13 protein-coding genes are annotated in these 12,285 nt (G+C 56.4%); 9 read left to right on the top strand and 4 right to left on the bottom strand.

Features of this window, described 5'->3' with window-relative positions:
* The first annotated feature begins 8 nt into the window (after positions 1-8).
* The 7 genes from gnd to ACWHYZ_RS17440 all read left to right on the top strand — a co-directional run bounded on the left by gnd (position 9) and on the right by ACWHYZ_RS17440 (position 5,494).
* A complete protein-coding gene (gene gnd / locus ACWHYZ_RS17470) occupies positions 9-917 on the top strand; it encodes a phosphogluconate dehydrogenase (NAD(+)-dependent, decarboxylating) (protein ID WP_447983955.1) in 909 nt (302 codons plus the stop codon).
* A gap of 2 nt (positions 918-919) precedes the next feature.
* A complete protein-coding gene (gene zwf / locus ACWHYZ_RS17465; RefSeq protein ID WP_447983954.1) occupies positions 920-2,392 on the top strand; it encodes a glucose-6-phosphate dehydrogenase in 1,473 nt (490 codons plus the stop codon).
* A 399-nt stretch (positions 2,393-2,791) separates the two neighbouring features.
* Positions 2,792-2,971, top strand: a complete 180-nt coding sequence (locus tag ACWHYZ_RS17460) for a hypothetical protein (RefSeq protein ID WP_447983953.1) — start codon at positions 2,792-2,794, stop codon at positions 2,969-2,971.
* 163 nt (positions 2,972-3,134) lie between these two features.
* Complete coding sequence (locus ACWHYZ_RS17455) at positions 3,135-3,647, top strand: hypothetical protein (protein WP_447983952.1); 513 nt, start codon at positions 3,135-3,137, stop codon at positions 3,645-3,647.
* A 545-nt stretch (positions 3,648-4,192) separates the two neighbouring features.
* A complete protein-coding gene (locus ACWHYZ_RS17450; protein WP_447983951.1) occupies positions 4,193-4,432 on the top strand; it encodes a hypothetical protein in 240 nt (79 codons plus the stop codon).
* A 401-nt stretch (positions 4,433-4,833) separates the two neighbouring features.
* A complete protein-coding gene (locus ACWHYZ_RS17445; protein WP_447983950.1) occupies positions 4,834-4,971 on the top strand; it encodes a hypothetical protein in 138 nt (45 codons plus the stop codon).
* A gap of 229 nt (positions 4,972-5,200) precedes the next feature.
* Complete coding sequence (locus ACWHYZ_RS17440; protein WP_447983949.1) at positions 5,201-5,494, top strand: DUF1579 family protein; 294 nt, start codon at positions 5,201-5,203, stop codon at positions 5,492-5,494.
* 40 nt (positions 5,495-5,534) lie between these two features.
* On the opposite strand, the gene ACWHYZ_RS17435 is transcribed toward ACWHYZ_RS17440, so the two are convergent.
* The 3 genes from ACWHYZ_RS17435 to ACWHYZ_RS17425 are packed head-to-tail and all read right to left on the bottom strand — an operon-like array spanning position 5,535 to position 8,867.
* Positions 5,535-6,632: a response regulator gene (locus tag ACWHYZ_RS17435; RefSeq protein WP_447983948.1), complete on the bottom strand. Its 1,098-nt coding sequence runs from the start codon at positions 6,630-6,632 to the stop codon at positions 5,535-5,537.
* 22 nt (positions 6,633-6,654) lie between these two features.
* Positions 6,655-7,107, bottom strand: a complete 453-nt coding sequence (locus tag ACWHYZ_RS17430) for a response regulator (RefSeq protein WP_447983947.1) — start codon at positions 7,105-7,107, stop codon at positions 6,655-6,657.
* Positions 7,104-8,867 carry a sensor histidine kinase gene (locus tag ACWHYZ_RS17425; RefSeq protein WP_447983946.1) on the bottom strand — a complete coding sequence of 588 codons (1,764 nt, stop codon included), beginning with the start codon at positions 8,865-8,867 and terminating at the stop codon, positions 7,104-7,106. Before ACWHYZ_RS17425 ends, ACWHYZ_RS17430 begins: the two co-directional genes overlap by 4 nt.
* Before the next feature lie 101 nt (positions 8,868-8,968).
* Here ACWHYZ_RS17425 and ACWHYZ_RS17420 point away from each other — a divergent pair, with 101 nt between their 5' ends.
* A complete protein-coding gene (locus tag ACWHYZ_RS17420) occupies positions 8,969-9,277 on the top strand; it encodes a hypothetical protein (RefSeq protein ID WP_447983945.1) in 309 nt (102 codons plus the stop codon).
* Between the two features lie 221 nt (positions 9,278-9,498).
* Here ACWHYZ_RS17420 and ACWHYZ_RS17415 read toward each other — a convergent pair whose 3' ends face one another.
* Entirely contained in the window at positions 9,499-11,241 is a 1,743-nt protein-coding gene (locus ACWHYZ_RS17415) for a DEAD/DEAH box helicase (protein WP_447983944.1), read from the bottom strand.
* Between the two features lie 474 nt (positions 11,242-11,715).
* Between ACWHYZ_RS17415 and ACWHYZ_RS17410 the strand changes: the two genes are divergently transcribed.
* Entirely contained in the window at positions 11,716-12,198 is a 483-nt protein-coding gene (locus ACWHYZ_RS17410; protein ID WP_447983943.1) for a hypothetical protein, read from the top strand.
* The last annotated feature ends 87 nt before the right edge of the window (positions 12,199-12,285 follow it).

The raw sequence follows: 12,285 nt of genomic DNA, 5'->3' as shown, positions 1-12,285 counted from the left end.
AGGCAGCCATGATACTTGGAATGATTGGGCTTGGACGCATGGGGGCGAAGATGACTGAACGACTCCTCACGTTCGGGCATGAAGTCGTGGTGTACGATCAGAACCCCGAGGCCATTCAGCGAGTGCTCCATGTTAAATCGATTGGAGCACGTTCAGTCAGCCATCTCGTCGAGCATCTTTCGCGCCCACGCGTCATCTGGCTGATGGTGCCTGCCGGCGATCCTGTCGATCAGATGATTCATCTGCTGCTCTCCCACCTTCAGAACGGCGATATCCTCATTGACGGCGGCAATTCGTACTATAAAGACACCATGCGCCGCGCGGCCCTCCTGAAGGAGCATCGGATTGCCTTTGTCGACGTAGGCACCAGTGGGGGAATTTGGGGACTGGAAGAGGGGTATAGCTTAATGATTGGCGGCGAACGTACCGCCGTGAACTACCTCACTCCCATTTTTGAAGCCCTGGCACCATCTCGAGACCGTGGATGGGGCCATGTTGGTCCGCATGGCGCTGGCCATTTCGCCAAAATGATTCACAACGGCATCGAATATGGCCTCATGCAAGCCTATGCGGAAGGCTTCGCGATTCTCAAGCACAAGACTGAGTTTGACTTCGATCTGCACCACCTTGCGGAGATCTGGAGAGCGGGCAGCGTGGTACGCTCTTCGCTCCTCGATCTGATTTCCGCCGCACTGCGTGAAGATCCTGACCTCACCGACATTGCGCCCTATGTTGAAGATTCAGGAGAAGGCCGGTGGACGGCGTCCGAAGCCATCGATCTCAATACGCCCGCTCCGGTCATCACCCTGGCATTATTGCAACGTCTCCGATCATGCGATGCCGAGTCCTTCTCCGACAGAGTCCTTGCGGCCATGCGACATCAATGTGGCGGCCATGCCGTCACACAGGCGAGGTGAATATGCGACCCCATCAGATCGACCCCCATGTTTTCGTCATCCTCGGCGCCACCGGAAATCTGACTCGGCGCAAACTCCTTCCAGCCCTGGCTCATGCTCGGGCGGAAGGTTATCTCAGCGATCAGTCCCTCGTGCTCGGCGCAGCGCGCAGCGCTGACGTTGAAACGAATGAAGACTTTCGGAGCTGGGCCAAACAGGCGCTCGTGCAAAGTGGATTTACCGTTACGGCCGCCACAACGGCTTGGATTGATCGATGCTTCTATTATTATCCACTCAACCAAGGCACGATCCGCGAATATGAGGTCCTCTCTCAACGTATGACGATGCTCGAGAAGCAGCATACATTGCCCGGCAACCGTATTTTCTACCTCGCCTTGCCCCCGACCATCTTTTCAAGCACGATTGAAAGACTCAGCGAGGCTGGGCTCAACCACGGCCCCGGTTGGACGCGGGTGGTGGTCGAAAAACCGTTCGGACGAGACCTCGCGACTGCGAAGGAGCTCAACCACACCATCCATCGCAATTTTGACGAAACACAAGTGTATCGGATCGATCATTATTTGGGGAAGCTGACAGTCCAGAACGTGCTGGTCTTCCGATTTGCCAATGCGATGTTTGAATCACTCTGGAACCGTGACCGAATCGAGCATGTTCAGATCACGGTGGCCGAGCCAATCGGGGTCGAACATCGGGCCGAGTATTATGAGCAGGCCGGAGCCCTACGGGATATGGTGCAAAACCATCTGACCCAGCTGCTGGCCTTGATGACCATGGAAATTCCCGTGGCCTTTGAGGCGAATGCCATTCGGGATGAGAAGCTCAAAGTGCTTCGCTCTATCCGTCCTCCTCAGTCGAATGAGGTCGTGTTTGGTCAGTATCGGCCTGGAACGATCCATGGCCATGCCGTCGCTGGATACCGGCAGGAGCCGGGGGTTGCAGCGGATTCTCACACTGAGACATTTGTGGCCGCCAAACTTTCCATTGATAATTGGCGGTGGCATGGGGTGCCCTTCTATCTTCGGACTGGAAAGCGGCTGCCTCGCCAGCTGACCCAGATCGCGGTGACATTCCGCCAGCCGCCGATTTCGCTCTTCAAGTCGGCGGGCAATGTGGAGCCACGTCCCAATGTCCTCCTGATGACACTGCAACCCGACGAAGGCTTCTCACTTAGTTTTGATGTGAAATCCAGCGACAAACCGCTGACTTTAGAAACGCAATCCCTCCATTTCAGTTATCAGGACGCCTATCCTGTTCTACCGGATGCCTACGAAACGCTCATCCTCGATGTGATGTCGGGAGACCAGACGCGCTTTGTCCGCGCTGATGTGGCGGAGGCCTCCTGGCAGCTGTACACTCCACTGCTGAAGGCCAGGATCTCGCCACTTAGCTATGACGCGGGCACATGGGGGCCGCGTGAGGCGGCGCTTTTACTCGCAAGAGATGGCCACGCATGGAGAAGCGTACATGAAGGTTAGTCGGGACGTCAGTTTGTTGGTTGTTGTCTTCACCAGCCCGTTTCATGACGTAAGCTGAGATACACGAATTCATTCATCTGAGGCTGCCGGTCTTGTCCAACCGATTTTGACTTCGCTGCCGCAGTGCCTTGCCACAGTAACACTGTGCATATGTAACCGTGTGCGGGCGGGACCACGTCGTGGAAAACCACGAGATCACACGGCCGTCGCGTTAGCCACTGCTGCGCGGCACGCGATCATGTTGTCATGCTGCGTGATTATTGGAATGGTTGTTGTCATCAAAGAGGAATGCGGTTTGCAGCTTCTCCAACTCAATATGTTTTTCGAAGCTATGACAGATTGAGGAGATGGATGGGCACGCAATTCACACCGGCCTGCGAGGATGAAATGAGAACAATCGTGAGACGAGGGACTCAGTCCGTTCCAACAGTCAAATCCGGAGACAGCACGACTGTCATCTTGCAAATCGGAGACTCACTCGTGACGCTGACCGCGCTGCAAGCCCGTCGATTAGCTTCGGTGCTCGTCGTTCAAGCAGATATCGTCGCGAGGCGAGGGCAGAGCCGGTGGATTCCTTGATGGATGGATTTACAAACCATCCAATCTTCATAAGTGCACGCACACGAAGCTTCTGATTGCCTGCCGCGCGTCGAATATCAATATCCGGCAAGCGAAGGCGGCGAAGGCCTACAAAGGTAGGAAGCTGACTCTAAGGGACGATGTCCAAACTGTAGGGAAGATCATGAGCATAGCACTCCTCCGGCTCTGTCTCCTGTCGATGGTGATGCTTGGCGGATGCCAGAGTCTCAACCTATCCGCAGATACGACCGTGTTGAGCGACGTCACGTTCGGGGATTTGTGGAGAGCCTATAGTCATTGCCGTTCCAGCGCGGATCCCGACGAGATGCGCCAGGACCTGCTCAGATTAAGTGGTTCCGTGCACAGCATGAGCGAGAGAATGAATAGCTCCTCCTTTTTGCCGCAGGGCGTCCTACACCTGATCGAGGAGCCGCCCTCGCGTCTCGCAGTGGATCCACGAGTTATGGCCATAGCCTGCGCGCTCCATGCGGGACAAGCGGCGAAGGCGGACGGGCGGCCCCACATGGCTGCAGAGCTCTTTGGTTTTGTCCTTTCGAACGATCGTGAACCACGATACGCATATTATGTGGGCCAGGCCAGGTTAGGGTTAGCTCAGATGCAGACTGGCCTCGGCATAGAAAGATTCGAACAGATCATCAGGGTATCAGGCCACTAAGCCCTCAGGGGGTCACGACGCTCTACAGAGATCGTTGCTCTACCCCGCGCTTTCCAGAGGCTGAGCGGCGTCAATGCATGGCTACTGCGACGGAGCAATCCCGGTATCGGCGATCGTCTATGAAAGAAACATCAACGAATCGATTGGCGGAGTCGAATATGCCTCGTCGTCAGGACCCGGGTATTCTTATTTCTTATCGAAGACGGCAAGGGTCACAGTGCCGCTTCGCATGGCGGCAGCTGGTGGACGTTGGAACGAAGGAATCATGTTCATTGCAACGGCGAAGATGCCCTCGATCATACGAATACTCGACTTGAGGAGGATTGTGGCTCTGGAGGACTGAGGGATATGCGATAGAAGATTCAGGATCTGTGTGGCGCACCATGGCGATGCCGTGGGGTAAGCGAATTCGCACAGTGAAGACGGTTCGCCAACTGATATGAGCCTCACTCTGTGCTTCCATGTCTTTATAAAATAAACAAGTATTTGGGGCATGCGCCTTGCTCCAATCCTCCGGGTCTCTGATCACCACCATGGAGGCCATCATGGAACACACCCATACAGAAGTCGACCCCTTACGCTGCCCACTAGCGGAAGAGCTGATTTCAACACTCCGCATACGAGGTCCGCTGACCATGGATCAATTACTGAGCTTGTTTCCTGGCACGACATGGTGGCAATTCTTTGAAGTCATTGATTCACTCAGTCGTACTGGCCATATCGCGATACATATGACAGGTTGTCGCGATTATTCCGTTTCCATCCCACCACGACATGCGGCGTAGCCTGGCTGCACTATCCGGGCTCAGCATCACGGCCATGGATTGATGATGAGCCCCCTGCACCCGCTCACCAGATTTACGCTGTTGCTTGTGGCCTTGGGGGAGATCTCGGTCCAATCAGCAGTGAGTCTGTCGTCGATAACGATGCGCGGTACATTCACGACGTAACGATTTCCTACTTCATTCGCAGATCGCTTGACACGACTGATCCCCCCAAATAGCCTCGAGGTGCCGCCTATGTCAGTGATTCACTGCAACAAAGGCCATCATGGGCTCAAGTCAGCGACTAGCCTCTCAGGCACGAAAGCCCTCCGGGTGGTTTGGCGGCTCGTGATCAGCCGCTTCTTCAATAAGATCAATAAGCGCATCATTGACTTGACTGTCGAACGATTGGAGATCCGTAAATGGATCTGGTGCTGGAGATCGGGTTTGGTGGCAGCTATACACTTCAGATCATGGCCACCTTGGTAAGCGCCGGAAAGGCGTACGGCGCGGACTTTTCGGAGTCGATGGCGCAGTTTGCGGAGCGATTTGCGATCTGATTCAGCAGAGTCGAGTTGAGCTGCCAGTCGGTGATCTGCGTTCCTTCCCTTGCCGCGACGCGCGTTAGATTAAAGTGTGTACGTAACACGCTCTACTTTTGGCCCGCTCCAGCTGAAAATGGGGGTGAGATTCGCCGGGTCATGAAGTTGGGGAGACGGCTTGTCGTCGTTCGATCCCGCCCGAGGATGGAATGTGAAGCGAAGAAATTCGTGCACGGGCGTGAGGGTTATGATAAGCACACCCAAGAAGCATGAGGCAACCTGGATGGATTCTATGGGTACCGGCATGTATGTCTTTGAAGGATCGGCCGTCGGCGGCGGGAAAACGATTATCATGGAAAGCCATTACGACGATCCCATGGCCGGTCCGATGAAGCTGCGTGCCCTGACCAAAATGATCGATCGCAACACAGAGATCTTTGAAATGTATGGCGCAGACAAAACGGGTCAAGAGAGAAGATGCTGGAGATTCGCTATAGTCGAAAGACTGAAGGGGCCTTGCAAGGGATCATCCGCACGATAGTGAAACGTGCCGAGATTCCTGCCCACGCAGCTGAGTAATGCTAATAGGGGACCGCAGCGGCATCCGCATGGGAAGGGTCGGTGCCGGGAAGGCGAAGAATAATGGTGGTCCCCTCGGCCGGCCGTCCCATGATATCAATGTGGCCGCCGAAAAGTTGAGCACGCTCGCGCATGCCCAGCAGCCCAAGCGAGTGCGGGTGTGCGATCTTTTCTTGCGGAATACCCAGACCGTTATCTTCAACTTTGAGCAGAAGAGAGCCGTCCCGTTCTTCCAACCGGATGGTGACGTCCGTGGCACGGGCGTGGCGTGCGATATTGGTAAGCGCCTCCTGGCAAATGCGGAACACCACCGTCGCCCGCTCTCCGTCCACTCTAATCTCCTCTTCACAGGCGATACAGCGACAGATAATGCCACTTCGGCGCTCGAAGTCTTGGGCTTGCCATTCAATCGCCGCCACGAGGCCGAGGTCATCCAACATGGCCGGCCTCAGTTCCGTGACAATGCGTTGCACGGACGCAATGGTGGCGTCGACGTCTTCTGTCATGGAACGGATCTTGGCGTCCGCTTTCGCATAGTCCTTCGAACTGAACCCTTCCCCGATCATCGCATGGATTCGTGAGAGGTCGAGTTTAAGGCATGTCAGGCCGACACCTAGTTGGTCATGGAGTTCCCTGGCGATTCTCCCCCGCTCTTCCTCCCGAACACTTTCCAAGCGCCTGGACAAGGTCCGTAGGCGGTTGGATGAGGCACGCAGCTTTTCTTCCGTCCGTTTTCGCTCAGCGGCGTACCGTAGCGAGCGTGTCAAGAGAGGGCCCGTCGCTTGGCCTTTCACCAGATAGTCCTGGGCGCCGGCCTGAACCAATGCCAGTCCCAACGCCTCGTCCTCGATGCTCGTCAGGACGATTATGGGCAGTGCATTGGCGGCCCTATGCATGCGCACAAGGGTCTCCACTCCCTGACTGTCCGGCAGCGACAGGTCAAGGACGACCACATCGATGGGCATTTCAGCTACATATTTCAATGCCGCCGAAAGCCGATCGGCTTGTATCACCTCCAATGAAAGACTGCCTGCTTCTTTCAGCATCAGCTTCAACAGGCGCGCGTCTCCCGGATTATCTTCAACTAGAAGAATACGCATGGCGGTAATCCTGGTAATAGGGTCATCGTGAGTTTTCCCTCTCCGCTGAGGGCAGAATGACGATTCCAAGCCAGAAATCCTCGATGGCTTTGACCACGGAGATGAACTGTTCCAGCTCCACCGGTTTGGTGATATAGCAGTTGGCATGAAGGCCGTATGATTTTAACACGTCCTGCTCATCCTGTGACGTCGTTAAAATGACGACAGGAATGAATTTCAGCGCGCCGTCATTTTTGATTTCAGCCAGCACCTCGCGGCCGTCTTTCTTCGGCAGGTTGAGGTCCAAAAGGATAAGGTCCGGACGTTTGGCGTCGGCATACCGGCCTTGCCGGCGTAGGCATGTCAGCGCCTCCACTCCATCTTGCACGACCGTCAGTGTATTGAGCACCTTGGCTTCTTTGAGGGCTTCTTTCGTTAAGCGGATGTCTCCCGGATTATCTTCCACCAATAAGATTTCAATGGGCCTCACCATCATGATATCTGAACTCCTGTATTCGAATGTTTCGGACTGAATGGTAACGTGAAATAAAACGTGCTTCCCTGGCCAGCGTGCGAGTCTACCCAGATGCGTCCGCCATGCTGTTCCACAATTTTCTTGCAGAGTGACAATCCGATCCCTGTACCGGGATAGTCGGCGGACGTATGCAGACGCTGAAAGATGACGAAGATCCGGTCGGCATATTGTGGATCGACGCCGATGCCGTTATCCCGCACGCTGAATAGCCATTCGTTCCCATGTCGCACGGCGGATAGGTGCACGCGTGGCGGCTGGTCTCCATGGAACTTGATCGCGTTGCTGATGAGATTTTGAAAGAGTTGGGTAAGTTGGGTGCCGTCAACCACAACGGTCGGCAGCGGATCATACGTGACGAGCGCGTGCTGCTTCTCTATCGCCACGTGAAGATTGTTCAGGGCAGCCTCTAGGGCCTGGGTGCACTCCGTGGGTTTGGATGGCGCGCGCTGCGTAGTGACTCTCGAATAGGCGAGCAGATCTTTGATGAGTTGTTGCATGCGGGTGGCGCCGTCGACCGCAAAGGCGATGAACTCGTCCGCATCCGCGTCGAGTTTGCCCTTATAGCGTTTCGCCAAGAGTTGAGTGTAACTGGCGACCATCCGGAGCGGCTCTTGCAAATCGTGAGATGCGACATAGGCGAATTGCTGGAGATCGGCATTGGACCGCGTAAGTTCGGCCACGGACTGTTCCAGAGCCCGGCTCGCCTGAGTTAACGCGCGATCTTCTTGAACCAACTTCCACGACGTCCATATACCGAACCCGATCAAGGGCGTCAGCACGAGCAGGCCGATGCCTCCCACCATCATGACGAGATGATCGATTGGCGCATAGACACGATCGCGGTCGACTCGCATGAGAATGGTCCAATCGAAGCCGGGAAATGCTCCATACCCTCGTGTCCGTGCGTAGCCCGTCACAACTGGCACCTGTCGTTCCAGGTTGACCTCTTCCGCAAAACCGGGCTTGTGGCGGTCCTGCGCGGCTTTGATGATTGACGGCATACCCAACGATAGCATATTCACTGCTGTATGATCCCCTTGATTCTTCTCGCCGATGATCCGTCCCTGATGGTCCACCACCAGCCACTCATACGGTTCACGTCCCAATTGAACGCCCGCTTCTTTGTCGATGATCGTCCGCAGATTGTTGAGGGGCACGCTGCTGGCGACTGCGCCCAGAAATTCGCCATGTGTCCCATGGATGGGCGCAGCGAATAACACCGCCATGGCGACGCCGGACTCCGGTGAAGCATGCCGTTCGCCGAAAAACACCTGCCCGCTCTTGCGTACCGATTCAAACCAGTCCGGACCATCCTGCACCTTTTCGCCCGTTGCCGGGCTGGACTTCATCGAGATTCCATCTTGGATGGCGCCTGAATCGGCGACTGCAATCACTCTCCCGTTTGCGTCCGTCGCCCCGATCCAAGCGTAATACGAGTAGAGTTGTTTGTATTCCCGTAGCCGTGCAGTTTTGTCGTCCATGTTGCCGGATTGCAGAGCAGCATCATTCGCCACGACCTGGATGTCACCGAATCGCTCAAACAGGACACGATCGATCGTCTCCGCGACTCCTGATGCCGTTCTACCGAGATCGGTTCCTCGCTCATGTATCAGGAGGCTCCTCAATGTCGCCAGTGCATAAAACCCGAGCCCCACCGCAATGGCAAACGATAAAAGAAGCAGGAGAGGAAGAGAAGTCCAAGACCGCAGTTGTTCCTTCACGTGACCATGGTGGGATGTCACCGGTCGCAGCAGGAGGTTTTCTTCCTGGTATGGCGCTACTACTCCCCTGGAAGTGATGGGACGCGGAGACATCATCGTTCTTGACACCGAAAATTAAGATGGCAAGACAAGGCGGACAGAGGATAGCAGGCTTACCACCGTCAAAACAATGGAATCGGGTGTTTTCGACGAAGATGAAGAAACATTGGAAGGCCGGCTATGTTGGATGGTCCATCTATGTGTTTGCGGATGATCAGAGAACGGGAGGCCCTGGCACCGGGTCCGTGCACCAGAGACGCGAGATGGCCCACAACGGTGAGCATCGGGAGCGGCCGGAGGAAGAGAGCCGAGGGACTTCGGTCTTCTTCCCCGCGATTGCCTTTAAGCGCCTGACCACTCAAGACGTGTGAACGGTAAAAAAACATCTATCCGGCCCTAAACGACGCATGGGCCATGACGGGACGGCGGTTTGCTCGTCATGCCCGCATTCATCCCGATCCAACTGAGGGCCGATCCATTCCGATAGAAGCTCGGCACAGCCCTCGCCGAACCATCTCGAATCGTTCACCAATAGTGCTCAGGCGAGAATTTGCCGGCGCTGGTTTCGGCGGGATGGCCTGCAAAACGGCGTCTATTGTCGGAACACCCGGACGGCGACCTTATGTCCTTTGATCCGACTCCGGCTGAGGGCGTTGATGATACCCTCAGCCATTTCTTGGGGTACTTCGACCAGCGAGAACTTATCAGTCACATCGATCGCGCCGAGGACACGAGAATCTAGGCCCGCCTCATTCGCAATCGCTCCAACCAGATCCCCTGGCCGGATGCCGGCCGCCCGACCGGCGGCGATGTGCAGTTTGGTCATGGTCGGGGAGGAAGACCGTCTGCCGTAAGGGCCGCCTGGGCGCTCGCCGCTTTTGGACCCGCGCGGCCGGTCCACGGGATGGAGTGTGGGACGCCTGGACATTTCGCCGGCGTCTTCTCTCCGAACCGACATGGCTGGAATCTCTGCTTCTGCGCGTTCTTCGCCGTTTGCTTGATACACAAGTTTGATGGCCGCCGCGGCCACATCTCTCGGGTCATGTTTCTCTGCAAGTGATTCTACCACTACCCGAAACAGATCGAGTTCGCCTGTGGCGAGCGCATCCTGAACTGACTCCCGGGTCATTTCCAGCCGTCTCATTTTGAGATCGGCGACGCTCGGCACGCTCGCCAGCTCAATCTTGGCCTTCGTCAGTTGTTCGATGTTCCGCAGCAGCCGCTGTTCGCGCGGCTCCACGATGGTGATCGCTACGCCCTCGCGGCCCGCACGGCCGGTCCGACCGATGCGATGGACGTAGGCTTCGGGCGCCGAGGGGACGTCAAAATTAATGACGTGCGACACATGCGGGATATCCAATCCGCGGGCAGCGACATCGGTCGCCACGAGGAGTACGGTCTTTCCGGAGCGAAACGCTTTCATCACACGATCGCGTTGAATCTGTGTCATGCCTCCATGGATTGCCTCGGCCCGATAGCCACGGCCTTTCAGCATCTCCGTCAGTTCATCGACTTCAACCCGAGTCCGGCAGAAGACGAGGGCCGAGGTGATCCTGGCCATGTCCAGCACGCGGCCTAGGGCCGCGACTTTGTGCGGTCTGTTTACGATGTACGCCGTCTGACGCACCCGCGGAGCGGCTCCTGCGCGCACGGTCTCGCGTGCGATTTTGATCTCGACGGGGCGTTTGAGGTGGCGATGCGCGATGGCCGCGATGCGCGGAGGCATGGTTGCTGAAAACAAGGCGGTCTGCCGTTCACCGGGGGTCTGTTCGAGAATCGCGTCCAGATCCTCGGCGAATCCCATATCGAGCATCTCATCGGCCTCGTCCAATACGACCATCTGTATGTGTTTCAGTTGGAGCGTGTTGCGACGGATATGATCAAGGGCCCGTCCCGGCGTAGCCACGACGACATCGACGCCTCGCTTGAGGATGTGCAGTTGCGGGCCAATGGCCTGGCCTCCGTAAATCGGTAACACGGCGATGCGCAATTCCTTGCCGTAGCGATTGACGGCCTCGGCCACCTGGATCGCCAGTTCACGGGTCGGCACAAGAATCAGTGCGGATGGATGAGAGCGACGAGCCAGTTGTGTAATGCGTTGAAGCAGGGGCAATGTAAAGGCCGCGGTTTTGCCGGTTCCCGTTGCGGCTTGGCCCAGCAGATCCTGTCCGGCCAAGAGCGGAGGAATGGCCTCTCGCTGGATTGGTGTCGGTTCCTCGTATCCTAGGGCATCCAGCGCCGTGAGCAGTTTCGCTTCGAGGCCGAGTGCTGCGAATCCCGGGGAAAAGCCACGGGCCGGAGGATTAATCGGCGGGTAATTGGTATCGGTTTTCATAGACGTCTCTCAAAGGCCTTCCTGGAGCGCATCTCCCATGATGGTTCGCTGTAACGGGGCTTCTTGGAATAAATCCAAACGGCCATTGTACCCAAATGGAAGAAACGTTAGATAGGGGAATCTTACAGGTTGTCGTGCATGAGCTTCGAAGTGAGTTCGCCGGTTGGTGTGCGAGTCAGTCGGCACGAAAGAAAGAGGCCGACTGCGGGCCTAGACAGCCACATGGGCTGCCGTGCTTGTAATTCAACTTGGCCGGCTACACACCGTTTTTTATGCCGTCTTGGTTTTCATGTGAGCCTGCATATTGTGAGTGCTATGCAGTCAAGTGATAGTGCCATGTGACCTGCCTGTGTTCCGCCACCGCAAACGATGGATCTGAGTACCGACGACGTCCGTAGGCCTATATGCTGACACGGCTCCTCCTCATGTCCCGATGGCGGGTAGACGGGACACTGCGCATGATACGGAACCATCATGGCTCCAAGGATCTTGTTCGATTCTTTTCCACGCAGGCTTTTTGCTCTCCTTGGCGTACTTCTGCTGACCGCGTGGTCTGGCGTCATCCTTCACGCCGAGGAGGTCATGTACCGCTGCGAGGACGGCTCCTTCACGAACCACACGGAGACGGCGTGTCCGCCATATCACGCTCAAAGTTCAATGGCGGTGTCGCCCGACGGGCAGCCGCCGGTGATCTTTCGTGACCGGTTGAAGGGCGACAGCAGCATCATGTCGGCCGTCCTTCCTCCACCCTCTGGAAAAGTTTCGAAGACGGGTGTCACACTCTGTGGACTCTACGAGGAATGGGATACCCTGCGCCGAACCACGAATGGGGGCATGGTGTTTTCTCGTAGCCGGGATGTCGCTCGATGGCAGGCGTTGTCGCGCCTCTTTCTCAGCCTAGGCACACCGCAGTGTGAAGTCCCGCCTACCATTCGAGCCGCACAGGCCTCTCGATAGTTGTCTCCGTCCAATTTGTTCTCCCGGCAAGCGGTCAGTATCAACGGAGATCAGCCGTCAGCTCCTAGCCTTCATCTGGCTGGAAGG

The organism is Nitrospira sp. Nam74, assembly GCF_965152615.1.
Note: the sequence above shows the minus strand (reverse complement) of the source record. Positions and strands in the feature narration are given on the sequence as shown.

Bases quoted from the DNA above. Each gene is read 5' to 3' on its own strand.
- gnd (WP_447983955.1), top strand. From the start codon at position 9: ATGATACTTGGAATGATTGGGCTTGGACGCATGGGGGCGAAGATGACT.
- zwf (WP_447983954.1), top strand. From the start codon at position 920: ATGCGACCCCATCAGATCGACCCCCATGTTTTCGTCATCCTCGGCGCC.
- ACWHYZ_RS17455 (WP_447983952.1), top strand. From the start codon at position 3,135: ATGAGCATAGCACTCCTCCGGCTCTGTCTCCTGTCGATGGTGATGCTT.
- ACWHYZ_RS17450 (WP_447983951.1), top strand. From the start codon at position 4,193: ATGGAACACACCCATACAGAAGTCGACCCCTTACGCTGCCCACTAGCG.
- ACWHYZ_RS17445 (WP_447983950.1), top strand. From the start codon at position 4,834: ATGGATCTGGTGCTGGAGATCGGGTTTGGTGGCAGCTATACACTTCAG.
- ACWHYZ_RS17440 (WP_447983949.1), top strand. From the start codon at position 5,201: ATGATAAGCACACCCAAGAAGCATGAGGCAACCTGGATGGATTCTATG.
- ACWHYZ_RS17435 (WP_447983948.1), bottom strand. From the start codon at position 6,632: ATGCGTATTCTTCTAGTTGAAGATAATCCGGGAGACGCGCGCCTGTTG.
- ACWHYZ_RS17430 (WP_447983947.1), bottom strand. From the start codon at position 7,107: ATGATGGTGAGGCCCATTGAAATCTTATTGGTGGAAGATAATCCGGGA.
- ACWHYZ_RS17415 (WP_447983944.1), bottom strand. From the start codon at position 11,241: ATGAAAACCGATACCAATTACCCGCCGATTAATCCTCCGGCCCGTGGC.
- ACWHYZ_RS17410 (WP_447983943.1), top strand. From the start codon at position 11,716: ATGGCTCCAAGGATCTTGTTCGATTCTTTTCCACGCAGGCTTTTTGCT.